At 38.7% G+C, this 25919-nt stretch carries 30 protein-coding genes; 11 read left to right on the forward strand and 19 right to left on the reverse strand.

The features are described 5' to 3' along the window. Nucleotides 1–84: 84 nt before the first annotated feature. Genes SDEL_RS00550 through SDEL_RS00570 form a run of 5 tightly spaced genes read right to left on the reverse strand, consistent with a single transcriptional unit; the run spans nucleotide 85 to nucleotide 4427 of the window. Entirely contained in the window at nucleotides 85–423 is a 339-nt protein-coding gene (locus SDEL_RS00550; RefSeq protein ID WP_012855908.1) for a P-II family nitrogen regulator, read from the reverse strand. A 55-nt stretch (nucleotides 424–478) separates the two neighbouring features. Beyond that, nucleotides 479–997 carry a peptidylprolyl isomerase gene (locus SDEL_RS00555; protein WP_012855909.1) on the reverse strand — a complete coding sequence of 173 codons (519 nt, stop codon included), beginning with the start codon at nucleotides 995–997 and terminating at the stop codon, nucleotides 479–481. A gap of 5 nt (nucleotides 998–1002) precedes the next feature. After that, nucleotides 1003–1659, reverse strand: coding sequence for a response regulator (locus SDEL_RS00560; RefSeq protein ID WP_012855910.1), 657 nt, complete (start codon nucleotides 1657–1659; stop codon nucleotides 1003–1005). Next, complete coding sequence (locus tag SDEL_RS00565; RefSeq protein WP_012855911.1) at nucleotides 1649–3271, reverse strand: sensor histidine kinase; 1623 nt, start codon at nucleotides 3269–3271, stop codon at nucleotides 1649–1651. The genes SDEL_RS00560 and SDEL_RS00565 overlap by 11 nt, the downstream gene beginning before the upstream one ends. Continuing rightward, complete coding sequence (locus SDEL_RS00570) at nucleotides 3261–4427, reverse strand: ABC transporter substrate-binding protein (protein WP_012855912.1); 1167 nt, start codon at nucleotides 4425–4427, stop codon at nucleotides 3261–3263. The genes SDEL_RS00565 and SDEL_RS00570 overlap by 11 nt, the downstream gene beginning before the upstream one ends. A gap of 112 nt (nucleotides 4428–4539) precedes the next feature. On the opposite strand from SDEL_RS00570, the gene SDEL_RS00575 reads away from it, so the two are divergent. Beyond that, nucleotides 4540–5184, forward strand: coding sequence for a class I SAM-dependent methyltransferase (locus tag SDEL_RS00575; protein ID WP_012855913.1), 645 nt, complete (start codon nucleotides 4540–4542; stop codon nucleotides 5182–5184). A 30-nt stretch (nucleotides 5185–5214) separates the two neighbouring features. On the opposite strand, the gene SDEL_RS00580 is transcribed toward SDEL_RS00575, so the two are convergent. Together SDEL_RS00580 and SDEL_RS00585 are read right to left on the reverse strand one after the other, a co-directional pair. Then, a complete protein-coding gene (locus SDEL_RS00580; protein WP_012855914.1) occupies nucleotides 5215–5589 on the reverse strand; it encodes a hypothetical protein in 375 nt (124 codons plus the stop codon). A 48-nt stretch (nucleotides 5590–5637) separates the two neighbouring features. Continuing rightward, nucleotides 5638–6828, reverse strand: coding sequence for an MFS transporter (locus tag SDEL_RS00585; RefSeq protein WP_012855915.1), 1191 nt, complete (start codon nucleotides 6826–6828; stop codon nucleotides 5638–5640). Between the two features lie 102 nt (nucleotides 6829–6930). On the opposite strand from SDEL_RS00585, the gene SDEL_RS00590 reads away from it, so the two are divergent. From SDEL_RS00590 to SDEL_RS00605, 4 genes are all read left to right on the forward strand, one after another. Next, nucleotides 6931–8622 (forward strand): methyl-accepting chemotaxis protein, encoded by a 1692-nt coding sequence (locus tag SDEL_RS00590; protein WP_012855916.1) that lies wholly within the window; start codon nucleotides 6931–6933, stop codon nucleotides 8620–8622. Between the two features lie 206 nt (nucleotides 8623–8828). Further along, the gene (locus SDEL_RS00595; protein WP_012855917.1) at nucleotides 8829–10520 is read left to right on the forward strand and encodes a methyl-accepting chemotaxis protein; all 1692 of its coding nucleotides are present in this window, start codon (nucleotides 8829–8831) and stop codon (nucleotides 10518–10520) included. Between the two features lie 187 nt (nucleotides 10521–10707). After that, on the forward strand, nucleotides 10708–11556 hold the full coding sequence (gene pdxY, locus SDEL_RS00600) for a pyridoxal kinase PdxY (RefSeq protein WP_012855918.1): 849 nt from the start codon (nucleotides 10708–10710) through the stop codon (nucleotides 11554–11556). Between the two features lie 51 nt (nucleotides 11557–11607). Then, nucleotides 11608–12120 (forward strand): CopD family protein, encoded by a 513-nt coding sequence (locus SDEL_RS00605; protein ID WP_012855919.1) that lies wholly within the window; start codon nucleotides 11608–11610, stop codon nucleotides 12118–12120. 21 nt (nucleotides 12121–12141) lie between these two features. On the opposite strand, the gene SDEL_RS00610 is transcribed toward SDEL_RS00605, so the two are convergent. From SDEL_RS00610 to SDEL_RS00625, 4 genes are all read right to left on the reverse strand, one after another. Then, nucleotides 12142–12390, reverse strand: coding sequence for a hypothetical protein (locus tag SDEL_RS00610; protein ID WP_012855920.1), 249 nt, complete (start codon nucleotides 12388–12390; stop codon nucleotides 12142–12144). Continuing rightward, entirely contained in the window at nucleotides 12377–13537 is a 1161-nt protein-coding gene (locus SDEL_RS00615) for a cytochrome b (RefSeq protein ID WP_012855921.1), read from the reverse strand. The genes SDEL_RS00610 and SDEL_RS00615 overlap by 14 nt, the downstream gene beginning before the upstream one ends. Further along, nucleotides 13534–14034 (reverse strand): QcrA and Rieske domain-containing protein, encoded by a 501-nt coding sequence (locus SDEL_RS00620; RefSeq protein WP_012855922.1) that lies wholly within the window; start codon nucleotides 14032–14034, stop codon nucleotides 13534–13536. The genes SDEL_RS00615 and SDEL_RS00620 overlap by 4 nt, the downstream gene beginning before the upstream one ends. A gap of 61 nt (nucleotides 14035–14095) precedes the next feature. Then, a complete protein-coding gene (locus SDEL_RS00625; protein WP_012855923.1) occupies nucleotides 14096–15115 on the reverse strand; it encodes an aldo/keto reductase in 1020 nt (339 codons plus the stop codon). 283 nt (nucleotides 15116–15398) lie between these two features. Here SDEL_RS00625 and SDEL_RS00630 point away from each other — a divergent pair, with 283 nt between their 5' ends. From SDEL_RS00630 to SDEL_RS00640, 3 genes are read left to right on the forward strand one after another with little or no spacing between them, the layout of a single operon-like run. Next, nucleotides 15399–16064 carry a response regulator transcription factor gene (locus SDEL_RS00630; RefSeq protein WP_012855924.1) on the forward strand — a complete coding sequence of 222 codons (666 nt, stop codon included), beginning with the start codon at nucleotides 15399–15401 and terminating at the stop codon, nucleotides 16062–16064. Beyond that, entirely contained in the window at nucleotides 16024–16899 is an 876-nt protein-coding gene (locus tag SDEL_RS00635) for a sensor histidine kinase (protein WP_148209235.1), read from the forward strand. The genes SDEL_RS00630 and SDEL_RS00635 overlap by 41 nt, the downstream gene beginning before the upstream one ends. A 36-nt stretch (nucleotides 16900–16935) precedes the next feature. Beyond that, complete coding sequence (locus SDEL_RS00640; RefSeq protein ID WP_012855926.1) at nucleotides 16936–18072, forward strand: PilZ domain-containing protein; 1137 nt, start codon at nucleotides 16936–16938, stop codon at nucleotides 18070–18072. Between the two features lie 22 nt (nucleotides 18073–18094). On the opposite strand, the gene SDEL_RS00645 is transcribed toward SDEL_RS00640, so the two are convergent. The 5 genes from SDEL_RS00645 to SDEL_RS00665 all read right to left on the reverse strand — a co-directional run bounded on the left by SDEL_RS00645 (nucleotide 18095) and on the right by SDEL_RS00665 (nucleotide 21458). Beyond that, nucleotides 18095–19060 (reverse strand): amino acid ABC transporter permease, encoded by a 966-nt coding sequence (locus tag SDEL_RS00645; protein WP_012855927.1) that lies wholly within the window; start codon nucleotides 19058–19060, stop codon nucleotides 18095–18097. A 3-nt stretch (nucleotides 19061–19063) separates the two neighbouring features. Then, nucleotides 19064–19864 (reverse strand): transporter substrate-binding domain-containing protein, encoded by an 801-nt coding sequence (locus tag SDEL_RS00650; protein WP_012855928.1) that lies wholly within the window; start codon nucleotides 19862–19864, stop codon nucleotides 19064–19066. Between the two features lie 26 nt (nucleotides 19865–19890). Next, nucleotides 19891–20631: an amino acid ABC transporter ATP-binding protein gene (locus tag SDEL_RS00655; RefSeq protein WP_012855929.1), complete on the reverse strand. Its 741-nt coding sequence runs from the start codon at nucleotides 20629–20631 to the stop codon at nucleotides 19891–19893. A 165-nt stretch (nucleotides 20632–20796) separates the two neighbouring features. Continuing rightward, the gene (locus SDEL_RS00660) at nucleotides 20797–21117 is read right to left on the reverse strand and encodes a hypothetical protein (protein ID WP_012855930.1); all 321 of its coding nucleotides are present in this window, start codon (nucleotides 21115–21117) and stop codon (nucleotides 20797–20799) included. A 26-nt stretch (nucleotides 21118–21143) separates the two neighbouring features. Further along, a complete protein-coding gene (locus SDEL_RS00665) occupies nucleotides 21144–21458 on the reverse strand; it encodes a c-type cytochrome (RefSeq protein ID WP_012855931.1) in 315 nt (104 codons plus the stop codon). Between the two features lie 141 nt (nucleotides 21459–21599). On the opposite strand from SDEL_RS00665, the gene SDEL_RS00670 reads away from it, so the two are divergent. Continuing rightward, complete coding sequence (locus tag SDEL_RS00670) at nucleotides 21600–22505, forward strand: DMT family transporter (protein ID WP_012855932.1); 906 nt, start codon at nucleotides 21600–21602, stop codon at nucleotides 22503–22505. Here the strand turns inward: SDEL_RS00670 and SDEL_RS00675 are convergent. Genes SDEL_RS00675 through SDEL_RS00685 form a run of 3 tightly spaced genes read right to left on the reverse strand, consistent with a single transcriptional unit; the run spans nucleotide 22502 to nucleotide 24940 of the window. Continuing rightward, nucleotides 22502–23311, reverse strand: coding sequence for a metal ABC transporter permease (locus SDEL_RS00675; protein WP_012855933.1), 810 nt, complete (start codon nucleotides 23309–23311; stop codon nucleotides 22502–22504). The genes SDEL_RS00670 and SDEL_RS00675 overlap by 4 nt on opposite strands. Next, nucleotides 23308–24069, reverse strand: a complete 762-nt coding sequence (locus tag SDEL_RS00680; RefSeq protein WP_012855934.1) for a metal ABC transporter ATP-binding protein — start codon at nucleotides 24067–24069, stop codon at nucleotides 23308–23310. The genes SDEL_RS00675 and SDEL_RS00680 overlap by 4 nt, the downstream gene beginning before the upstream one ends. 13 nt (nucleotides 24070–24082) lie before the next feature. Continuing rightward, nucleotides 24083–24940 carry a metal ABC transporter solute-binding protein, Zn/Mn family gene (locus SDEL_RS00685; protein WP_012855935.1) on the reverse strand — a complete coding sequence of 286 codons (858 nt, stop codon included), beginning with the start codon at nucleotides 24938–24940 and terminating at the stop codon, nucleotides 24083–24085. A gap of 120 nt (nucleotides 24941–25060) precedes the next feature. Between SDEL_RS00685 and SDEL_RS00690 the strand changes: the two genes are divergently transcribed. Next, nucleotides 25061–25432, forward strand: a complete 372-nt coding sequence (locus tag SDEL_RS00690) for a Fur family transcriptional regulator (RefSeq protein ID WP_012855936.1) — start codon at nucleotides 25061–25063, stop codon at nucleotides 25430–25432. After that, a complete protein-coding gene (locus tag SDEL_RS00695) occupies nucleotides 25429–25914 on the forward strand; it encodes a hypothetical protein (protein ID WP_012855937.1) in 486 nt (161 codons plus the stop codon). Before SDEL_RS00690 ends, SDEL_RS00695 begins: the two co-directional genes overlap by 4 nt. Nucleotides 25915–25919: the final 5 nt, after the last annotated feature.

Below are 25919 nucleotides of genomic sequence, written 5' to 3' on the forward strand. Positions count from 1 at the left end.
TTTATGGAGTCTATGAAAGAAGTTTAGAAAGAGGGGAGAAAAAGACTTCTAGTCAAGGAGGTGTGCTAGAAGTCTCCTTTTAGGTTAGATAGCGTCTTCGTTCTGCTCACCCGTTCGAATACGAATCACCCGTTCAATTTCACTGACAAAAATTTTGCCATCGCCAATTTTTCCTGTTTTAGCAGCTTCCATAATGGTCGCAATGACTTTATCGACATTTTCATCTGCCACAACGATATCCAGTTTGATTTTAGGGAGAAAATCCACGACATACTCAGCGCCTCTGTAAAGTTCAGAGTGTCCTTGCTGACGTCCATATCCTTTGACTTCATGGACAGTCATACCTGTTACCTCAATGTTTGAGAGTGCATCTTTGACATCTTCAAGTTTAAATGGCTTAATAATCGCCTCAATTTTTTTCATGACTTTCTCCTCATGTTTATCGCTTTAACTTTAATAAGAATCATTTTATCTTAAATTATTTTAAATACGCTTTGAGAATCAGCTGTGGCTCACGTGGTTTATCTCTGCTATCCGTTGGAACATTTTCAAGTTTGCGTACGACATCCATTCCCTCAATGACTTCACCAAAAATAGTATGTCTGCCGTTTAGGTGCGGTGTAGGCGTGGTGGTAATGAAAAACTGGCTGCGATTGGTATTGCGTCCAGCGTTTGCCATGGCAAGAATACCCGCTTTATTAAACATGACAAAAGGTTTAAACTCATCTTCAAACGCCCCTCCAAAAATGGACTCGCCCCCTCTTCCCGTGCCCGTTGGATCACCGCCTTGAATCATAAAATTCTTAATGACTCGGTGAAATGAGACGCCATTGTAGTACCCTTTTTTGACAAGCCCTTCAAAATTTTCACACGCCTTAGGCGCAATCTCTGGCTTAAGTGCAAAGACGATGTTTCCCTGAGTGGTCTCAAAAACCACCTCTGCTGAACACAACGCACTCCAAAATCCCAACACACATAAGGCTAACACTTTTTTCATAACGACTAATCTCCTACTAATTTCGTATTGCGGAAGCGATACACTTTGTTTTTGACTTTTTCTAAAATCCCTACTTTAATGAGTTGTTGAAACATATGTACGACCGTAGGTTTACTCACGCCAATGTTATCAATAATATCCTGATAGGAACCATTAAAAATTTTATCTTCATCCAAATGGTTGATGATATATTTTAAAATCTCAATTTTTTTACCCCCAATGAGTGCGGCAAGTCCTTCAATGATAAATGCACACCCTTGTATCTCTTTGTTGTGAAGTTTGGGTAACATGGCGGTGTAAATGGCACTGATTAAATCTTTCATATTGATAGGCTTCATAATAAACCCATCCACTTTAAGCGTAATCGCCTCAAGCAAATAATTCGTCTCTGTAAAAGCCGTTGTAATAATAGCGGGGATAGAACGATTATAATCTGTTTTGAGTTTTTTAAGCATCTCAATACCGTTCATATGTGGCATTAAAATATCCGTGACAATAATATCCACATCTTTTTGGAGTGCTATATTTAAGCCCTCTTCCCCATTACTCGCAAGATAAACCTCTTTGACAAAATCTTTTAAAATGATACAGGTCTGATCTCGAACCGCCTTTTCATCCTCAACGTATAACACCACACAATCTTTTAAACTGTTAAAATCCATTTTCCTGTTCCTCCTCTTTATCCAGTGGCATCAAAAGTGTTATCATGGTACATTTTTCATAATACTTCCCATGACTAAATGTATAGGCACTGTTAGTGCCACAAATACTCCCTTTCATCTGTTTTTCAATAATTTGTTTTGACATATAAAGCCCAATACCCGTTCCTGTTGATTTGTGTTTGGTGGTAAAATAAGGTTCAAACATTCTATCTTGTACCTCTTCACTGATGCCTCCAGCGTTGTCTATCACGAGAATAACCGCATGATGAGCCTCTTGGGAGATGACAATTTCGATGTACTTCTCTTCAATGTTTCGCTCTTCAAAGGCATCTTTAGCGTTAGAGAGCAGGTTCATAATGACTTGTGAGAACTCATTGGGATAGCCAGAAATCATTGAATCGTTTTTACATGTAAGAAAAATTTTGATACCCGCTTTGGCATAATACGCCTTAATCAGCTTGATGCTATATAAAACCGTCTCTTTAAGACTAAAGTGTTCTTCACTTTGGTTGGGTTTGAAAAAGTGACGAAAATCATCAATGGTTTGAGACATCAAAGAAGCAAGGGCAATACCTTCGTTCACCTGTTTATCAATAAAAGCATCCGTCAGTTCCATCCCCGCAAGGCGTTTCATCTGAAAACTTTGAATAATCAAAACCAAAGCATTCAGAGGTTGTCGCCATTGATGGGCAATGTTGCCAATCATCTCACCCATGGCGGCAAGGCGTGATTGCCGAAACATAATCTGGTCTTTTTGACGGCTTTGCTCCACCTCATGTTGCACTTTTTCTTCCAAAACCGTGTTAAGCTGTTGTAACTCTTTGGTCTTTTCGGCAATGCGTGTGGCAAGACGTGCATGAAGCAGACGGATATTGCGCAGCAAGATAATCGCTAACAACCCCGCAAACATGGTTGTCCCAATCGTCGCAAACACAATCCATTCAAAGGTATTATCATAGACCACGGTAGTTTGCATAAATCCCTCTTTGGCACTTTGCAAATTGACGGTGACCAAACCTGTTAAATCGCTATTAATCGAGTAAACGCTTGGGTAGAGTTCTGTTTGTAAAATTTCTAAGGCTTTGGTGGATTGATTGGATTCAAAGTAGCGAAACATCTTAAATAAAATACTATCAATCATATAGCTTTTTTGCTCAATTTTAGCGATAAAACTGCGGTTTTCCATCGGGATATAATGGCTTTGTGTCTCTTTTAAAATGCCCCATGAACGTGCAAGTTTAATAAGCCAATCACTTTCATCAATTCCTAAACTTTTTTTGTATTCGTTAAGCTCCATTTGGATGAGTTCTTGCGCCAAAGAGATAACAACCTTTCCCTCCGTCGCATTGATAGAACCTTTTTCAATATCTCGAATCGTGTCCAAAATATTGACGGTGTAAATATCTTTGAGATTTTCCAAACGAATCGTAGGAAGCATCTGTTTGGTGTATAAAATATCAAAATTATTTTTGATACGATTGATACTCATGTGGGCAAAACCACCAATAAAAAGCATACCACTTAGCATAATAAAAAATAAAAGAGTGGTTTTACGTGCGATGGTCATTTCATCAATGTTGTTCATAAAATCATGCAGTGGATTACTCTTCATTGGTGCTTCTTACCAGATAAAAATCCTCATCAACATATTCACTTAGATGTACATTGTGTAAACATTTACACCGTTCATCTCTGTTTTTAGAGATGACATTTTCATCTAACGTTTTTGAAAAAGTACCCAATGCCTCAATAAAGTCATTTTTTGTAAAAGTTTTTCCTAAGCTTTTGAAGACTTCACTCACCATACGTGCCGCAAAATAGCCTTCTAAAGAGACATGGCTCAGTGCTTCTTTGGGATAGTATTTTTGCATCAGTCTTCGGTACTCTTGCACTTCAGTGACTTCTGATGTCCAGGGGGAAGGAACAACTTGCGCAAAGACGATGCCCTCACCTTTCCCATGCAGCAGTTCGATCAGCGGTTTGGGTTCTACAAAGGAGGAAAGTCCAAATTTGACATCGTGTCGTATTTTGCCACTTTTACGTGCCCGTTTAATAAATTCAGCAACGGCGTGGGTAGAACCTGCCATTAAGATAACTTCAGGGTTGGTTTGTTCGATTTCATAGAGGGCATTGCCAACAGAGAGGGTATTACGTTTGTAGCTCCCCTCGCCAATTAAGATAAGATTTTCTCTCGCAAGGGCACTTTGTGCACCATGTAGGGCTGCCATGCCATAGGCATCGTTTTGGTAAAAAAGGGCAAATCGTTTGTAATTAAACATATGCGTATAGTAATGTACGAGTTTTTCAATCTCATCCAAATCACTGGCTCTAGCATTCAGCACAATAGGATTTTGGGGTTTTCGTAAAAATTCAGCGCCCGAATATGCTCCGATAAAGGGGATATTTTTTTCAATCGCAATGGGAAAAATTGCTTCAGCAGAAGGGGTTCCAATAACACCTAAAAAGGCAAATATTTTTTCATTTTCGATGAGGTGATAGGCATTTTCAATGGCAAGTTTGGGTTCGTATCGGTCATCTTTGGCAATGATTTCGATTTTTCTACCGTGAATACCGCCCTCTTCATTGAGATTTTTTAAATAAATTTGACTTCCGAGTAAAAATTGATTTCCAACACTGTTGAGCCCACCACTAAACGGTCCGCTCATCCCCAGCCGAATCACATCACCTTCGAATTTTCGGTGAGAAATAGAGTAATCAAGGAGTAGTAATGTTAAGAGAAAAAAAAGCACCCCCGCTATGTAACGCATCTTTTATGCACTCTCTTTTGAAGTTTAAAGCTATAATAGCCATATTTTTTTATAAAAAAACTTAATTTAGTAAAAAAATATTGACTAAAATAAAAAGAAAGTGAATAAAATAATGATTTGTAAAATTTGTGGGTCTTTAACGAAGGAAATTGACGATTTTAGTTTAAAAAAACTGTACCATTTTTGCCCTTCGTGTGAAGCTATTTTCTTAGATCCAGACCATTATCTTAGTTCAAACGAGGAGCATACCCTTTATGGGCATCATCAAAACTCTTTAGAAAATGAGGGGTATGTGGCGATGTTTGAGAATTTTTTAGATTTTTTTTGGGATACGCTTACATGTAAAGCACTATCGCTTGATTTTGGTTCAGGTCCTACCCCTGTTTTAAGCAGTTTGATTGAAAGACGAGGTGTTAGGGTAGAGTGTTATGATAAATTTTACCAACCCAAAAAATGCTATGAAAATAAAATGTATGATTTCATAACGTCCACAGAAGTGTTTGAACATTTAGATGACCCTTTGGGTACTTTGTCTCTTTTAAGCCAACACTTAAAACCCAATGGAATTTTAGCCCTGATGACTCTTTTTCACACAAACGATGCCGCTCATTTTTTACAGTGGTGGTACCGAAGAGACCCGACACATATTGTATTTTATACGCCTAAAACACTCGAAATGATGGCGCAAAAATGTGGATTGAGATGTATTAAAACGGATGAAAAACGAATGATTGTTTTTAAGAAGGTAGCATCCTAAAATGCTACCTTCTGGGTAAAGGTGCGGAGGTTAACGGTAGTAACGATCTCTTTCATACTCACGGTAGTAAGAGTGATGTGGATGATGATGACGTGGTGGTGCGTAACGATGACGTGGCGCATTGTCAATAATAATCACCCGCTCTCTTACATACGGTTCTGAGTAAACCACTGTTGTGTGTGGTCGTTCGATATAACGAGGTTGTTCTACATAATGGGTTGTCGTATAACTTCGCTGTGGCGTTCCACCAAAGAGATTTCCAGCACCTTCAAGCAAGGATGGCAACAAGAGAACAGCTCCTGCACCTATGAGAGCACCCTTTTCTCTATCACCCATTGCATGAGCGCTCGTGATGCTACTGAGAAGTAACGCCACAAAGAGTAAAACAGTTTTTAAGATTTTCATCTGGGACTCCTTAAAAATAATAGTGGCATTCTAAACGAAAATTGTGAATCAGTTGTGAAGTCTTTGTATCCATCTCCAGTAAAACGCAAACCCTAAAAATGCACTACCCAATAAACAAGTAATCAACCACAATCCCATCCCCCACTCAAAAAGTGCGCCAATGGCAAAAGAGACAAAGGTGCTTACACCCATAAAAATCATATCGTTATAGGCAATGACTCTACCATAAAAGGCTTCATCGGTTTCATACTGTAAAAGGGTATAGGTGTATGACCATAGGGTGGTGGTAAAGAGACCGCATAAGAGAATACCTATAAAACTAAAATAAAAATCAAACTGCAATACACCCCATAAAATAATGCTTAAACCCTGTGCGATAAAAAGATAAAAAAGGCTTTGGGGGTTAATGTGGCGACTGAGGAAAAACTGTCCAAGTACCAAAGAGACGGCACGTGAGGCATTGATAAACCCTATGATGAGAGGAACGGAAAGCAGGTGTTTATACTGCTGATCCGCTAAGAGTGCGATGAGCGCATCATAAGCTGTGAGTCCCACACACGCATGTAAAAAGATAAGATGAACAATTTTAGGATGCTCCTTGAGATACGTAAATCCCTCGAGCATAATCGCTTTTACATGTAAAGCGTGTTTTTGTGCTAAAGAGGGAATATTGAGTCTTAAAAGCAGGGCAAAACCAATACAATATAAAATCATATCCGCCACAAATGCGCTTGTTGTTCCAAAGTAGTGAATATAAAATCCCGCCACTGCCATACCGAAAGCATAGGAAATTGACCAAATGATGGAGTGAATTTCATTGGCGAGTTTGAGCTCAGCATTGTTGAGGAGTTTTGGCAAAAGAGACATCTCTGTTTGAAAGTAAATGCTCCCCGTTCCCATACGCACAAAAATAAGTCCCAACAAAATCCATAGCGCATCCAACGAGTCGATAAAAATAAGCCAAAAAACAGTGACAATCTCTATGGCGGTTAAAAAGAGCATAAAGCGTTTGGTATTGACTTTGTCGATGATGGCTCCACTAAAAGGAGCTAAAAGCATGGACGGTAAAAAGGTAAAGGCAGCAGCGGTACTAAGTGCCCAGATGGGTGCGCCTAGTTGAATTAAAAGCGTATAAATACCCATGTGGCTAAACCATGCCCCAAAATAACAAATCAGTTGAATGACGCTTAAACGTCTGAGTGTTTCATTATTTTGTAAAAGCGCTATATAGTGCTTCATATCTGCTCCGTCCAAAATTTAAAAAAAAGATTGTACCCTTTTTTTATAAAAGCACATTAATCTTTGTGCTACAATGAATAAGCAATTTTATGAGGAGTTAGCATGAAAATCTCAACCCGTATTCTTATCTCGTTAATACTTTCCCTTGCTCTTTTGGGTGGCTCTATCATAGGTGTTTCGTACTACAACACCAAACAAAATGCACGGATGTTTATTCAGGAGTATGAACGTAGCGCTTTAGCGTTTCATCAAAATGAACTCAAAACGCTGATGGATGTTATGCAACAAACGGCAAGTGGTATTTATAGAGACCAAAAAGCTAAAGGCTCAAGTGATGAGCAGATTAAAAAGGCGATTTTGGCAAAATTTGACACGATGCGTTTTTTTGATGATAAAAGTGGGTATATTTTTGTGTACGAATACGATGCTACCAATGTTTTACTTCCTACCAATAAATCCCTCGAAGGAAAAAATCTTGGAAATCTTAAAGATTCCAATGGTGTCTTTTTTGTTAAAGAGATGATTGAAGCGGCGAAAAAAGGAGGCGGTTTGGTGCAGTACTTTTTTCCAAAAGTTAAAGATGGTGAACCGCTTTTAAAATATGCGTATGCGGTTCCTTTTGAGCCGTATAAATGGATGTTGGGTACGGGTCTTTATGTGGATAGTGTCGAAAAAGAGATACAAAAACTTCAAGCGGTGATTGATGAAAACAGTGCGTCACAAATCCAATCGTTTTTGGTTATTTCTATCATTTTACTGTTACTAAGTCTTGGCATAACGCTTTTTATCATTAAGCGTACCATTTCACAACCACTTAATGACCTCATTGAGCGTGCGAACAATCTCTCCAGCGGTGATGGTGATTTAACCCGTAAACTTGACGTGATTGGAAGTGATGAGATTGCACAAGCGAGTGCGAGTATTAACCGTTTTATTGAGAAAGTGCGTCTGCTCATTAGCGAAGCCAAAAATCTTTCCAATGAAAACTCCTCTATCTCTCATGAGCTCTCTTCGACTTCTTTGGAAGTAGGGCGTGCGGTTGAAACCTCGATGAACATTGTAGGAAGCACCACTGCAAAAGCCAATACCCTTAAAACAGAGATGAGTTCAGGTATGTTGGAAGCTAAAGCAGGTAAAGAGGAGCTTCTTAAAGCCAACACCTTTTTAAATGAGGCGAATAGGGCGATTTTAGAACTTACGCACCAAATTCAAACCAGTGCGGCAACGGAAATTGAACTAGCCCATAAAGTACAGCAGTTAAGCTTGGATGCTTCTCAAGTCAAAGATATTTTGGTGGTCATTGGGGATATTGCGGATCAAACGAACCTTTTAGCTCTGAATGCTGCCATTGAAGCCGCACGGGCTGGGGAGCATGGGCGTGGTTTTGCTGTCGTTGCGGATGAAGTACGAAAACTCGCCGAGCGTACGCAAAAAAGCCTTCAAGAGATTAATGCCACCATTAATGTCATTGTTCAAGCTATTACCGATAGTTCTGAGCAGATGAGTGCCAACTCTAAAAAAGTGGAGTCTTTAGCCACTACCGCCAGTGGGGTTGAAAGTAAGATTAACAACATGTTTACTGTTATGAATAACGCTACCAACGTCTCCGATAAAACCGCTGAAAACTACCTCAAAACAGGCACAGATATAGAAGTGATGATAGGCAATGTCGCTCAAATTAATGATATCTCCAGCCAAAATGCTAGAAGTGTGGAAGAGATAGCTGGAGCGGCTGAACACCTCAGCAAAATGACCGAAATGCTCAACCTCAAACTCTCCGAATTTAGAACCTGATATGTTTACATGTAAAAGGATTTAGCAAAGGCTAAATCCTTTTTACAATATTACTTACGTGACAACGTTATGCACCATAATGAGTCATTTCTTCTCCTTTATAATGTACCTCTCATTGCAGTACTTCTTCTTTTTCAAGAATAATTTTTTTATGATAAAATAAGCCGCCTTGCCATAAAAATTACTTCATAGAGGTGTAAAAGAAGATGAAAATCTCGACAAGAATTCTACTGTTACTGGTGTTATCGTTGCTCATTTTGGGATTAAGTATTATTGGTATTTCTTATTACAATACAAAATCGAATGCAAAAGCATTTCTTGCTGATTATGAAAAAAGTTCCTATACGTTTTACGAGAATGAACTAAAAACCATTATGGAGATTGTGCAACAAACTGTTCACGCCATTTATAAAGACCAAAAAGCAAAAGGCTCGAGTGATGAGCAGATTAAAAAAGCAATTCTAGCAAAACTGGACATGTTACAATTTTTTAACGATAAAAGTGGTTACATCTTCGTGTATACCCATGAAGGCACCAATATTTTAACCCCCACCAATAGAGCGCTTCAAGGTCAAAACCTAATCGGACTTAAAGACAGTAACGGTGTTTTACTGATTAAAGAGTTGATTGAAGCAGCAAAAAAGGGTGGAGGATTAGTCAAATACCACTTTCCAAAAATAAAAGACGGCAAACCCCTTCCAAAATTTTCCTATGCCATCTCTTTTGAACCTTATAATTGGATGATTGGCACAGGAGTGTATGTTGATAATGTTGATGCAGAGATAGGAAAACTTCAAGATCAAATTCATGCAAATACCACCGAAGAAATCCAATCGTTTTTGGCTATTTCTATTATTTTACTGTTTTTAAGCCTTGGCGCAACGCTCTTTATCGTTCAGCGCACCATCTCAAGACCACTCAATGACCTTATAGAGCGTGCGAACAATCTCTCCAGCGGTGATGGTGATTTGACCCGTAAACTTGACGTGATTGGTAGTGATGAGATTGCACAAGCGAGTGCGAGTATTAACCGTTTTATTGAGAAAGTGCGTCTGCTCATTAGCGAGGCTAAAAATCTTTCCAATGAAAACTCCTCTATCTCACATCAACTCTCTTCAACTTCACTTGAAGTAGGGCGTGCGGTTGAAACCTCCATGAACATTGTAGGGAACACAACCACAAGAGCACAGATTCTAAAACAAGAGATGAATACAGGTATCACCGAAGCTAAAGTAGGAAAAGAAGAGCTTCTAAAAGCCAATGCGTTTCTTAGTGAAGCCAACGGAGCCATCTTAGAGCTGACACAAGAGATACAAACGAGTGCGGCAACCGAAATTGAACTTGCTCATAAAATTCAACAATTAAGTTTGGACGCTTCTCAAGTCAAAGATATTTTGGTGGTCATTGGTGACATTGCAGACCAAACCAATCTTTTAGCGCTTAATGCGGCTATCGAAGCCGCAAGGGCGGGTGAACACGGACGTGGTTTTGCCGTTGTTGCGGATGAGGTACGAAAACTCGCCGAACGTACGCAAAAGAGTCTTCAAGAAATCAATGCCACCATCAATGTCATTGTTCAAGCCATTATGGATAGTTCGGAACAGATGAGTGCGAACTCTCAAAAAGTGGAGTCTTTAGCTACAACCGCCAATGGGGTTGAGAGTAAAATTAACCATATGTTAAATGTGATGAATAACGCAACTCAGGTCTCCGATAAAACCGCAGAAAATTACTTGAAAACGGGTGCAGATATTGAATTGATGATTAATGACGTAGCACAGATTAACGACATCTCCAGTCAAAACGCTAGAAGTGTGGAAGAGATAGCTGGAGCAGCGGAACACCTCAGCAAAATGACCGAAATGCTCAACCTCAAACTCTCCGAATTTAGAACCTGATACCTTTACATGTAAAAAGGATTTAGCAAAGGCTAAATCCTCCATCCAAACAGGACTTTACTTCACACTTTTTTGCTTTACATGTAAGAAAGTGTGAAGTGCTTTCGCACTAAAATTTTGATACAAAATGGGATTGACCATTACACCCTGAGTTTCTCAAAATTGATTCGTGAAAAAGGTTTTTGCAATGAATATTCTCTCCATCCAATCGCACGTTGTTTTTGGTCATGTTGGCAATGCGGCGGCGGTTTTTCCTATGCAGCGTTTAGGGGTTGAAGTCTGGCCACTTCATACCGTACAATTTTCCAACCACACAGGCTATGGTTCATGGAAAGGGCGGGTGTTTGATGGTTTCTTTGTTGATGAACTGCTAGAGGGACTGGCACAACGAGAGATACTGCACACCTGCGATGGCGTGGTCTCTGGCTACATGGGCTCTCCTGATTTGGGTTATGCCATTTTAGGAGCGGTGGGAGAGGTGAAAAAAGCCAATCCTAAGGCGCTGTATTGTTGTGACCCTGTTATTGGGGATGTGGGACGTGGTATTTTTGTCAGGCAGGGTATTCCTGAATTTATGGCAGAACATGCGTGTCGTGTTGCGGATATTATGACGCCCAATCATTTTGAGCTTGAGTACCTCACACACCAGAGCGTTCACACCAAAGAAAGCCTTAAAAGTGCCATAGAAGCTTTACATGCCAAAGGTCCTCGCATTGTGCTGGTTACCTCAGTACATTTAGACGATACCCCTCATGATGCCTTAGATTTGGTTGTTTCTGAAAAAGGACAATGTTGGAGAGTGCGTACCCCAAAACTCAATATTACCCTTAGTGGCACGGGCGATACCATTACCGCTCTCTTTTTTGTTCACTATTTACGAACACGGTGTATCAAAACCGCTCTGTGCAATGCCACTTCTTCTATTTATGGATTGCTGAAAAAAACTGAATGTGCTTCTTCACGAGAAATTTTACTTATTTTTGCCCAAGAAGAGATTGTCTCTCCTTCATGCTACTTTGATGCAGTGCCATTGTAGGCAAAGTTTTGGGGTGTTATAATGCTTAAAAGAATTGAAGAAGGATAGCATTTGGAATACTACAAATGGGTTTTAGCCTTCCATGTGATGGCATTTCTTTCGTGGATGGCAATGCTTTTTTATTTGCCTCGTCTTTTTGTTTATCATGTGGAGCATGCTGAAAAAAAAAGCTTTGTTGATGTGGTAAAAATCCAAGAGTATAAAATGTATAAATATATCGGGCTTCCTGCCTTTTGGGCGACACTGGCGAGTGGACTTTTGATGATTATCCTCGATACCCAACTGCTTAGCAGTGGCGGATGGATTTACGCCAAATTTGCAGTTGTACTCGCTCTTACTCTCTACTCTTTTTCGCTCGAGAAATACCGCTTAGAACTTGCTAATGGCACCTGCATGAAAAGTGGAAAATTCTTTCGAGCCTACAACGAAGTTCCAACTGCTTTAGCCGTTTTAATTGTAGGCTATGTTATCACTAAAAGCTTTTCATGGGCATTTACACTGATTACGTTGGGTATTTTAGCGATGATTATGGATATGATTTTGGATGGGAAAGAGAAAAAGTAGTCTTTACATGTAAAGACTACTTTATCCTTCTTTGTGATGCGTGCGTTGCAGAATGATTTTAATGTAAAGCAAAAGAGAAACCACTAAAAAATAACCTATGATGGTATATCCCATCGTATTTCGCTTTTGTTGTTCAACTGTTTCAATGACCTCTTGAACTTCAACATGTGTGGTTTGCACAAAGGAAGAATGGTAAGGTAAGAACTCTAAACCCACATACAAAACGCTCATAAAAAAGAGGATGATGGCAAAAATTTTAAGATTTGGCATGTGCTTCCTTTTGGGATAAAAACGGCAACAAAATAAAAAGGGTCATTATTAAGGTTGAAAAAATAAATCCCAACCATAACGTAAGCTCTGTTGTGGGAAGTTTTCCTAAAATCGTCAGTGCCACCAAAGAGAGTACCAATGCCCAAAACCACGCACAAAAGTAAGGACGCTGATGTGCGGGAATGCGTCTAGGGTTTCTGTCTAAAAGAGGCATCAAGAGCAAGCCCACATTGACCACGACCAAAGAGATCATGCCAATGTACGAACCTTTAATCATCCCAATGTCAAAGAAGAAGCTCTTTAGCAGTTGTAGCATCCATAAAAAATACCACTCAGGATAGATATGAGAGGGTGTGTCGGCTGGATTGGCGGGGGTGAGATTGAGGGCGTCAAAGGCAATGGAGCTTTGAAAAAAGACGCAATAAAAAAAGAACGCTAAAAAGAGGGTAGATGCTAAAAGTGGTTTTAAAACGGCATTGGAGAAAAAAGGTTTTGGCTCTTTTGCGGGTAAAACATGTTTGCTAAAACGCTCCTCTTTGCTTACATGTAAACCTTTACGATTCCATGAAAGTTTGGTCGTAGCGTACCATTTTATAAAGTCCGTATGCACAAGAATCATCAAGGCAATGGCAAAGGGCATCACCACAATATGCAGCGTGTAAAAACGAAGTAGGGTGATGCCACTCACACTAAAATCACCTCGCACCCAGAGCACAATGTCCTCTCCAGCGCCTGGAATATACTCCAATAAGCTCGTAATCACCTGCGCCGCCCAGTAGCTCATCTGCCCCATCGGAAGCACGTAGCCTGTAAAACCTATCACCATACAGCAAAAGTAGAGCACCATACCGTTATACCAATACTTCGTTTTACCGTGTTTATAAAAACCAAAATAGAGCATACCCAACAGATGAATGTAGAGCAGTAAAAAGAAAAAAGTCGAACCCACAGCGTGAATACTTCGCCAAAGCCAACCGTAGTCTACCTCATGCATAATCGTCGTGTGGACACTCTCAAAAGCTTGATTGGCATCAGGGATATAGTGCATGGCAAGAAAAATACCTGAAATCAAAAGCAAAAGGCACACAATGACCATAATGGTGCCTGTGTAGAGTAAGATGTTGAAATTACTGAGTTTGAGATTCATGCGTTTGCTTTCTCCATCAGTTGAAGGTAGGCTTCACTCACTTCCCCGACAATTAACGTTTCACCTTCGATTTTAAAGGGAGGAATGACGAGGGGTTTGCTGACAGGTCCAGCAATGGCAATGCCATTTTGATCAAACTGTCCATTGTGACAAGGGCAAATAAATTTTTTTGCTTGACTTTCATACTTTGGAACACAGCCTAGATGGGTGCAAATGCCTATCATCACTGTGTAAAAGTAGTCACCAATCTGAATATCACGCTTTTCATCTAAAGGTAAAGAGGCATCTTTTTTAAGAATAAAAAGCGGTTTTTTCTGCCATGTGAAAAAGGAGACTTCATTGAGGGGAAGGGTGGTGGTATCAATAAACGTAGCCGCATCCAAACGGGCCTTTTTGGGTGGTTCTAAAGAGGTAAACATGGTTTTCACACTAAAGTACACACCGCTCCCCGCCAAAGCGATGAGCGAGTAGTTCACAATTCGACGGTTCCTATCCATTCACACAATCCTTTTCCACGGCTTTACTTGGCTATTGTACCAAAACTTTTTCAATGCGTTTTTAACCCATAGGATACAAAATCTCTTTTTGTACCGTTTCACATGCTTTTAAAATTTCAGGACTTAAACTTATCTCCAAAGCTTTAAAACTCTCTTCAAGCTGAGAGGCATAGCGTGCGCCAATAATCGTTGAAGCAACAAAATCAAAATGCATACTCCATGCAACCGCAAGGGTGATGGGACTTAAATCATACGTTTTGGCAATTTCAAGATAGCGTGTGGTCGCAGCGAGGGTTTTTTCATTGACAAAGCGTTTGGCCATCAAGCGTTGTCGTGCGTCAGGATGGCTCATGTATTCGCCAAAGCGTGTGTGGGGGTCAATGAAAGAATGATTATATTTACCACTGAGCACCCCTCCTGCCATTGGAGAGTAGGGCAAAAGTGAAACTTTTTCTGTACGGCAGAGGGTTGAAAGTTCATCTAAAAAACGAGGATTGAGGAGTGAAAAGTTATTTTGGATGGACTCAAAACGTGCGAGTTTTTCGTAATGTGCGATGGTATTGGATTTGCAAAGTCCATAAGCAGTGTCGTTGGATGTTCCAAGATAGCGTACTTTCCCGCTTTGAACAAGAGCATCGAGGGCTCTCATAGACTCCTCTTTGGGAATAATGGTATCTGGCCAATGCACTTGATAGAGGTCAATGTAATCCGTTTTTAAACGTTTTAAACTTCCCTCAACGGCTCTTTGAATATGAAATGCATCAATGGCTGTTAATCCGTGGCGAATCGGTGGAACAAACCAGCCATTGGCTGCACCTGCGATTTTAGAGGCTAAGATAATGCTCTCTCTAGGTTTGCTTTGAAGCCATTCGCCTATCATCTCTTCGGTTAATCCCGCATAATCACTTTTGGGTGGTACAGGATAGAGTTCTGCGGTATCAAAAAAGTTAATGCCTCTCTCATACGCAGTATCTAAAATTTTAAAAGACTCTTTTTTATCGCTCCAACTACCAAAACTCATTGTGCCCATACAAATAGGTGTTACCCGTAAGCCACTTTTTCCAATGTACCGGTATTCCATTTAAAACCTTTATTGTTTTAATATTAAATTAACACTAATATGTCATTATTTTACAGGCAATTACACTGCAATAAAAAGAGAGCTGAAGATAAAAAGCCTGATGCGAACATACGATGATTTTACTCAATCAAGACTTAAAGACTAAGAGTATTGAGCTAAAATAGGCTTTTTACATGTAAATTTTTTGAGACTCTATTAGCTTGGTACAAGCATGGATACGTCACAATAAAGTAGGTTTATAAAAGATGAAGAGTCAGCATCCACGAAAAAAGAGGAGTGTTGTGTGTCTTATCGGGTATTGATTTTAGAAGACAATACATTATTGCTTCAAACATTAGAAGATTTTTTATTGGAACATGCGTTTATTTGTACATTGGTTAAAAGTGGTAAAGAGGCGTTAGAAGCGTGTTATCAGAACAGTTTTGATCTTTACTTGGTGGATGTGAAAGTTCCTGATATTAATGGGTTTGAAGTTTTAAACGCCTTACGCCACTCAGGAGATAGAACCCCTGCTATTTTTATTACTTCATTAAATGATCAAGAGAGTCTCACCAAAGGGTTTCTTTTGGGTGGGGATGATTATATTAAGAAACCGTTTGATTTACAAGAATTATTGTTACGTATGAAGGCGATTTTAACACGTACCAAAGGGTTTGTGGATGATTGGTTAATCATTGATGATGAGTATAAACTCAATCTTGCGCGCAAGCGTCTGTTTAAAGGTAATGTTGAACTTGATTTAAATTTGAAAGATTTTGAGCTGTTATATCTGCTAGTGAAAGAAAGAGGGCATGTGATTACGAAAGAGATGATTCATAATCACTTGTGGAACAGTTGTGAAGAGATTAATGAGGGTTCTGTTCGAGTCTATATTAACAATCTCAAGAAAATTTTTGGAAAAGAGACGATTGTTAATATTCGAAGTATTGGGTATCGCTTTGAGAAGTAGCGATAGAGTCTTTTTTATTCGCACCATTGTGATTTTTAGTATCGTGATGTGGTGTTTTACTTTTTTGAGTGTATGGGTGTGTGAACACGTTCAAAACAAATACCTCTCGTTTGCGCTTCTTGGATTTATTGCGGTTATTATTGGTTATTTTTTTGTCTCTTATACATTATCATCCTTGTTTAAAACCAACCATTTTTTAGATATTTTACTGAAAGATACGCTACATGAGTTGAACATTCCCCTCTCTGTTATCAAAGCCAATTTACAAATGTTACAAAGCAGTGAAGAAGATAGTAAAAAAATCAAACGTCTTTTGCGCATTGAACAGGCAAGTCATGATTTGTATGAGCTCTATCAAGAAGTAGATTATTATATTAAAAAAGAGATTCGAAGAGATGTGCGTGAATCGTTTTTTCTAGATGAAGTGGTTATGCAGGTGATTGAGAAGCAAAAAGAGCTTTATGAAGGTGTTGAGATATACACGCAGGGGTTACATGTAAACCTTTTTGCGGATAAACATGGTTTTGCTAAAGTGATTTCAAATTTACTGCACAATGCGATTAAGTACAATGTGGATACCCATCCCATTCACATAACCTATCAAGATACAAGGCTTTGCATCGAAGATCAGGGAATTGGAATGAGCGAGTCTGAACTTTTTTTAGTTTTTAATCGTTATTATCAAGCCGATACCGCACATGAGGGGTATGGAATAGGGCTTAGTTTAGTAAAAGCGTATTGCGATGAATGTAAGATTAAATTGCGGATAGATTCTCAAAAAGGGCGTGGTACGAAAGTGATTTTAGACATTGCGTATCTTCTTTATAAAACGTGATATAATGAAACTAAAATCGTCATGGATGGTAGTATCATGGAAAACGGAGCACTTTTGGAGGAAGAGAAGGGGAGTTTTTTAGTCCATTCACAACTCTTTTTAAAGGCGTTTGAGAACTCTTTTATGGAGTATTTTTCCACATTATGGAAGAAACTAAATCATGAAACGCATGATGAAGAGATAGAACGCCTTGGCAAGACACTTTATGAGAGTCTCTTTAAGTGCGATCAAGAGATTGCCTTTCTTCGAAACGAATTACTAGTAACGATGCGGTATGATGAAATAAAGATGCAGTTTTTAGTAACACGCAGTTTATTTTATGTGATTGAACAGTACATTGCTTTTTGTCATGAGCACAAAAGTGTTTCGTATTTGGAGCTTTTATGTGAATGTATTCAACGTTTTATCGCTGTTTGTGAACAAAAAGAGACCAATAGCTCTTTGGTAGAGTCTTTCAATGATTTTGTGTTTAGTGGTGATGTTTTGTTAACCCATACCAATACAATTATTGAAAGTTTTCATAGGATGCAAAACGCAGATGAAAAAATCATCTTTCTTAATTTGTATAAAGGGGTGCCTATTAGTTCTGAGGCAACCATTGTTGCGATTGAGGGGGAGAGTGTTAGTTTTAAAGTAGATGCGCTGCAAGCCATTGCTATCAAATTAGATAATCATGCCTTTATCGTTAAAAATAACTACTTTAGCAAACATATGAAAGCTGATGTCCTTTCGTACAACTTCCAAACCAATACCGTCACTTTAAGTAACTTTATTTATTTACTCAATATGCCAGCACTTCAAAGAGAGTCCATTCGTGTGCATCCTGATATCGTGGCAACTGTTCATTTACATCAATTTAATACAGTTCAAACCAGTGGAAGGTTGTATGACCTCTCTATGAACGGTTTAGGGGTTGTGAGCAATGAAAATAATGGCATTTTTGTAGGAGCGCATGTCATGATCGAGTTTGAACTCAATGGCATGAGTAATGATCGCAAAATAGAGTTACAAGGTGAAGTGATCAATATTATTGAGTATAACAATTCGTATCGTTATTGTATGCGTATTTTTCCTGATCGCATTATGAGTCAAAAAATTCTTGATTATATTACGAAGCGTGAGAAAGAGATTCTTGAAGAACTCCAGAGTGAACTTCAAGAATATACGATTTAGGCGGTAAGCTTTTTAGAAAAGCTTACATGCCTCCTTGTTTTTTCATTTTAGTTTCGATTTTATGTCCAAATGCAGTCAGTAAAAACGTAATCATAAAATAAACTGCTGCAATAATGAGCCATGTCTCAAACGGTGAAAAGGTGTTAGCGACAATTTCTCGTCCAACTTTGGTTAAATCCGTAATGGAGATAACAGAAACAAGAGAAGAGTCTTTGACTAAGGCTATCATTTCTCCTACAAGAGTAGGGAGCGCTCGTTTGAGAGCTTGAGGCATAATGATATAAAGCATGGTTTGAGGATAGTTCATTCCTAATGATTTGGCAGCTTCATATTGTCCTTTGTCGATGGATTGAATCGCACCACGTAAAACTTCTGCGATGTATGCACCAAAGAAAAGCCCTAGCGAGATAGCTCCTGCAAAGAAACGTTCAATCTCAAAAATCGTTGCAATAATAAAGTAAAAAATAAAAATTTGTACCAGTAGAGGGGTTCCTCTAATAATAGCAATATAAATTGTTGCGATATCTTTTAAAAATTGGTAGTGAGAGATACGCATAAAAGCAAGCAGTGCTCCCATTGAAAATGCTAAGATTGCAGCCAATCCTGAAATTTCAAGTGTCACTAAGAGCCCCTCAACTAAAGGACCCATTTGCATAGACGTTTGATATGCTAAGGGGTCATTTTCATAGATATGATCACCCTCTGCTATCTGAAGCGTATAGCCTTTTTCAATCTCAATTTCTTTACTATCTTCTATTCCTTCAATGATAATTTTGGTACCATTGATACGTACGTTGCCATCTATGGGAGAAGTAATCGTGTCTGTTTTTTCATACATAAAATATTTAGGAACACCGCTCCATTTCCAAATATAGTTCATATTGGACGCTGCTAGAAAGAGCGAATAGCCTAAAATAATATAAAACATAGCGGCCACAATGTGACCGAATGTTTTATTGTGTAAAAAGTGTTGTTTCTCTTTTGCCACTGCTTACATTACCTTTTTTTGCCAAGCGGTTTGTGTAAACCATCTGTCATAAATTTTTTTATACGTACCGTCATTTTTTGTTTGGTTCAAGAAATTATTTAGCCAATTAAGAAAATCAGGATCACCTTTACGTACCGCAAAACCTAAAGGCTCATAGGTTAATTCATCACTAAGATGTACTAATTTATCGCCACCTTTTTCAGCAAAGAAGATAGCGTTATAAGGCTTGTCATAGACTAACCCATCTGCATTGCCATTTAGCACCTCTTGTGCTGCGTCTGCTTCAGTTTCGAAAGTTCTGATTTTTGCTTTTTTAAACATTTTTCGTGTTGCAATTTCCCCTGTGACCCCGATTTTTGTGACGATGGTGTACTCAGGTTTATCCAAATCACTCCATTTTTTACCGGCATGTTTTTTAGGGGCAAGAATGGTTTGACCTACGCTAATGTAAGGGTCAGCAAAGTTAATCTTGAGATTGCGCTCTTGTGTGATGGTCATACCGGAGATGATGATGTCATACTTCCCTGTTAAAAGGCCCGCAATAATTCCATCCCATGCTGTTGGAACGAGCTTGAGTTTGACACCCATTGCTTTTGCCATTTCATTGGCGATATCCACATCAAAGCCAATGACGTTACCTTGTTTATCTTTCATCTCAAAAGGCATATAACCAGGCTCTAGTCCAACTGTCAATTCGCCTTTTTGTAAAATGCTATTGAGGGTTGATTTTTGCCATAGATTGATATCATCTGCCATGGCATTGAGTCCAAGCATTACGAGTAATGCCGCTAGAAGTTTTTTCATACCTACGCTCCTTAAGGGTTTAGTTTTTAATGTGTTAAGATTTCTTGTAAAAATTTTTGTGCACGTTCTGTTTTTGGATTGGTGAAAAAGTCTTCAGGTGTTCCCTCTTCAATAATCCTTCCTTCATCCATAAAAACAATGCGATTACTGACCTCTTTTGCAAAACCCATTTCATGTGTGACACAAATGATGGTGTAGTTTTCGTGAGCAAGTTCTCGCATAACATCTAAAACACCACCAATCATTTCAGGATCAAGTGCAGACGTTGGCTCATCAAAAAGAATAATTTTAGGTTGCATGGCAAGGGTTCTTGCAATCGCAACACGCTGTTTTTGTCCACCGCTGAGCTCGTTAGGATAGCCCTCAGCTTTATGGACTAATCCTACACGTTCTAAGAGTTTTAAAGAGCGTTCATTGGCATCATGCTTACTCACTTTTTTTACTTTACGCTGTGCAAGGGTGATATTCTCTAAGATGGTAAGATGTGGGAAAAGATTAAAATGTTGAAAAACCATTCCCGTTTCTGCTCGAACACTGTTGATATTAACTTTTTTGTCATACAAATCATAGGTATCAACGTTAATCTCGCCACTGTCAATTTCTTCAAGTTTATTAATACAGCGAATAAGTGTTGATTTTCCACTTCCGCTAGGTCCACAGATAACAACAATTTCTCCCTCTTTAACAGAAAAATTGATGTTTTTAAGCACATGAAAATCGCCATAATATTTATCAACGTTTTCCATTCGCACAATTGTTTGATTCATTCAAACCTTTCATTGAGAAGTTCTAAATTGGTGTCTTGGAAAGTTTTTGCAAAAAGCTTCTTTACAAGAAGGCTCATCTCTCGTTAAATACGAAATTTTTTGAGAACGCATCATAATTGTAGCAGTTGTATATAAAAGTAAGATAAAGGTTTTGTATAAAATTTTCTAATTGCAAGAAGGAACATTTCCACTGTCGCTTGCAAAAGAACTTAAAAAATGATAAAGATTTAAAAGATCATTTGGATCACTAATTTCAGGGGCGTGTGGACAAAGTACTTGGATAGCTAAGGAGAGTTGGTTGTTTTGATAAAAGTGTTTCCACTCATTCATCGTATGTTTTTTCCCCATAACATTACCATTAAATCCGCATGCCGGTTTGAGAACTTTTGAATAATAAACTTTACCTTTCAGGGTACTAGCAGCCAAAGAGGAGGGAAGTGCACACAATACAGTGAGCATTAAGAGACAATACATCAACTTTTTCATACGAAAAGGTGCCTTTTTTAAGGAGATTATTTCGGTAATTTTGAAATGTATTGTGCAACTTCGTTAATATCTTGCTCACTCATATTCTTTGTCTGCTTTGACATGACCAAAGACGTTCCATGTGCTTTAAATTCACTTTCTCGGTAAAATTTAAGACTCTCAATTAAATCTTTAACATTTTGTCCTGCGATGATGCCACTTTTACCAAATGCTTTATTTTTGCCATCTATTCCATGGCAACCTGCACATTGACGGTAGAGTATTTCACCGTTATTTTGTGCGCGTAGAGCTGTAAAAGAAGCGACCAGACAGAAACAAGAGATCCAAATGCGCGGTGTCATTACTAAAACCTCCCAAAATATGTCACAAGAAAGTAATTATAGCATTAACATGTGAGAAAGATTAAGAAAAATAATTTTTTTCTTTTTTTCATCCGATGTGTTACAATACGTGCTTATCTTACAAAAAATAGGTTGGATTTCTTGATAAATTATAAATTAAAAGAGTTAATTGCAGATTTTTTGCTTCTTTTAGTAGCAGTTGCGTGGGGAAGTACATTTTTTGTTGTTCAAGCAGCGGTAAATGAAACACCTGTCTATACTTTTTTGTTTTGGCGGTTTTTCGTAGCAGCCGTGTTGATGCTTCTTCTTTCCGTGAGAGCATTGCGTTACTTTAATACAGAAGTTTTAAAAGCAGGTGTTCTACTCGGAACGTTTATGTTTTTAGGGTATGCTTTTCAGACGTTTGCACTGACTTATACGTACTCTTCCACCGTAGGGTTTATTACAGGCTTAAATGTCATTGTGGTACCGTTTATCTCCTATCTTATTTTTAAACACAAAGCCTCTTTATTCTCCTCTTTTGGAGCAGTCGTTGCTGCGATTGGACTTTATTTTCTCACGCTCAACAGTGAGATTGGGTTTGGTTTAGGCGAGGGGTATGCGTTTATTTGTGCCATGATGTTTGCTTTACATATTGTATTTACGGGGTATTATTCCACAAAGCATAATGTTTATTTGTTGGTTTGTATTCAATTTTTTACCGTTGCGTTGGGCTCTTTCATAGGAGGGTTTGTTTTAGAGGGTGCGATTATGCCTCCTCGCATAGATGGGTTGTTTATCAATGCGATTGCGATTACTGTTTTGTTTGCGACTATTTTTGCTTTTTGGGTACAAACGGCGGTGCAGCGTTTTACCACAGCGGCTAAAACAGCGATTATTTTTACGATGGAACCTGTGAGTGCGGGATTATTTGGGTATTGGTTTGCCAATGAAGTGTTGAGTCTTTCGCAAATTGCGGGAGCTTTTTTGATTTTAAGTGGTATGTTGATTGCAGAATTGGGTGCTTATATGGTAGAGCGCCGTCGCCTGAAGCGAAAGCCACTCTAGGCTTTACGCAAAAGGGTACTGAATAGAAATTGAAGAAAAAAGGTTGCAGTTCCTACCATAATAATCGTTGCTCCTGCGCTGAGGTTGAAGAAAGACGCAAGGAGTAATCCTGTGATACAAAAGAAAGCCGATAAAAGGGCGGAGAAGAGCATCATTTTTGCCATAGAATTTGTTAGTTTTTCAGCGATGTAAGGAGGAATGGTTAGTAAGGCAATGACCAAAATAAGTCCCACCGCACGGATAATAATTACCACACCCAAAGCCGTCATCAACACCAACCCAAAATAGAGCAAGGTAACATTGACACCTCTGAGTTTGGCAAATTGTGCATCAAAACTCATCGCTAAAAGTTGTTTGTAAAAGAGTAACGCAAAGACTAACACCAAAACAAACACACCACTCATGCCATAAATATCTTCGTTAGAAACAGATAAAATAGCACCAAAAAGATAACTCATTAAATCCACATTATACCCAGGTGTTAGATCCGTCATAATAATACCCAGTGCCATACCAAACGCCCAAATCACTCCGATAAGTGAGTCAATACGTGTGCTATTTTGATGCGTAATATAAGCAATAATCAGCCCTAGAAACAGTGCAAAAAGAGAAGCACCCAGCATGGGGGCAATACCAAAATAAAGGGCAAGTCCAATCCCGCCATACGAGCCATGTGCAATACCACCCGCAATGAAAACCATACGGTTAATGACAATCAGTGTTCCAATAACACCACAAATAACACTCACTAACACAGAAGCAAACAGAGCGTTTTGCATAAAATCAAATGAAAAAAGTTCTATCATAAAACCTCTTTATGAAAATGGTTACACCGTGTAGCACTAATGAGCTCAATTGGACAGAAATGACCATTGGTTTTTTGAAAGGTTTGTAGGTTTGGTGTGGCGGATACATCATGAATATAGAGTGTTTTATTGATATGCGCAACTTTGGTAGCGTAGTTGAGAGCGACATTGATATCGTGGCTGATAATGACAATTCCCACTGTTTCATTGAGAGTTTTTAACAATTTAAAGACCTCCATTTGTCCTGCGGTATCGATGCTTGCCGTGGGCTCGTCTAGGAAAATGATTTTTGCTTCACACGCCAAAGCACGGGCAATAAAAACACGTTGACGTTGTCCGCCGGAGAGGGCATTGATTTTTTGATGCTCAAACCCTTTCATACCCACTTTTTCAAGCATGGCATATGCTATTGCATAATCTTCTTTGGAATAGGGTGCAAAGGAGGTTGATTTTTGAAGTCTTCCCATCAAAACAACATCGAGCACTTTAATAGGAAAGTCTTTATTGGCAATCGTATCTTGTGGAACATAAGCAATTTCATGGCTTACATGTAAAGGATTTTTTCCAAAAAGCAAAACCTCGCCTGATGTAGGGCGAAGAAGTCCTATCATGACTTTTAGAAGGGTACTTTTTCCTCCACCATTAGGCCCAATGATGGCTAAAAACTCTTTACGATTGTATTGGAGGTTAATGTCCTCCAATACAATCGTCCCATCGTAACTAAAAAAAAGGTGATTAATTGAAATATCGTTTTGCATAAGGACGATTATATCATTTTAGTTCTGATTCAAATATTTCAGCCACACTAAGCATATTCTCACGCCATTCGTAGGCAAGAGGGTTGATGGTTAAGACTTTGCCATTGATTTGGGTTGCAATAGTTTGTGCGCTTTTTTGTGAGAATTGAGGAGAGACAAAAATGACTTTAACATTCTCCTCTTTTGCTTCTTCAATAATGCGTGCCAACTCTTTAGGTTTAGGCTCTTTTCCACTCACTTCAATCGCAATCTGCTCTAAATTGTAGCGTTTAGCGAAGTAGCCAAAAGAGGGGTGAAAAATGATAAATTTTCGATTTTTAACATTCGATAGCTTGTTTTGGATAGTTGCATCGAGCGTATCCAAAGAGGCATTGAATGCTTCATAATTCTCCGTCAATGCTTTTACATGTAAAGGGTAGAGTTTGACGAGGGCATCGTAAATATTTTTAGCTTGAATTTTTACAGAAATAGGATCAAGCCAAACATGTGGATCAGGTGTACCGTGTTCATCGTGTTGATGAGCTTTTTCTTCATGGTGGTGCTCTGCCATAGGAATTTTTTCAAGTCCTTGGATGGTATCGACGATAAGCAGTTTGGGATGAGTGCTTTTAAATTTAGGAAGCCATGCTTTTTCAAATCCATCTCCAATGCTGAAGTAGGCGTCTGAGTTGGCTAACTCTTTCATTTGTGAAGGTTTTGGCTCATAGGTGTGAGGGCTTGAACCGGGGCTTACCATAACGTTTACATGTAAAAGCTCTTTTGCGATTTGTTCGACAAAATATTTCTGAGGTACAATGCTCACCGTAACAGTTGGTTTAGCATACAAAAAGGTGCTAAAAAGTAGTGTAAAAAGTAACAAAACACGTTTCATAAAATCTCCTTTGCGACTAAGTTGCATAAAATACGCAGAATCTTAATCAAATGCAACTTAGTTGTGACTTAATAAAAAATTGGATACCATTCACGACAATTTACATGTAAAGAGTGGGTGATGAACGAACAGATAAAAGCATTGTGTTGTAAATATGACATTAAATTTACAACCGCACGTTTTTCAATTTTAATGGTGCTTAAAGCGGCAACACAGCCCATGAATTATGAGCAAATTAAAGAAAAAATGGACAGTGCTATGGATAAAGCGACCTTTTATCGCAATATTGCGCTTTTTGAAGAGGCGGGAATGGTGCATAAATTTGAAGGCGATGATCGCAAGTGGTATTTTGAGCTTTCAGGCAAAACTCATGCGCATTTTATTTGTGAACAGTGCCATCGAATTATTTGTATGGATGTGGATTTTGGTGAGGTGGAAGGTGAAGTGAAAAGCATTGTGCTTAAAGGCATTTGCAAGGCGTGTCAATCATGAAATGGTTTTTACATGTCAGTATTACATTGCTTCTTTTTATCTTGAGTGGCTGTGCTGTTAAAAAAGAGATTACACGTTCAGAAGCCTATATTATTACCATTAAAAATAAACAAATCGCACTCTCCGATACAGGCTTTATCAACCACGGAAATCATTACGATAGTATTCAGATTTTTTCAGCGGGCAATGTACTGTTTCATCTTGAAATGATGGGCAATTATATCTGTTTGGATGGGCAATGTTTGGATAAACTCGCTTTTAATCACCATTTTTTTCAAGCCGAACATTATCCAGAATTGATTGAAGATATTATGGCGCAAAAGCCTATTTATCATGGTAAATTCTTACGCCAAACCCCTCAGGGATTTGAGCAAGAACTCACTTTTGAAGGAAGCCATATCCTCTATAAAGTTGAAAATGCACACTCAAGTTTCAAAGATACCCAAAACGGTATTTTGATTCGACTTAGACCATTACCCTAAAAGGA

Origin of the sequence: Sulfurospirillum deleyianum DSM 6946 (assembly GCF_000024885.1) — a bacterium.
GTDB classification, from domain to species: Bacteria; Campylobacterota; Campylobacteria; order Campylobacterales; family Sulfurospirillaceae; genus Sulfurospirillum; species Sulfurospirillum deleyianum.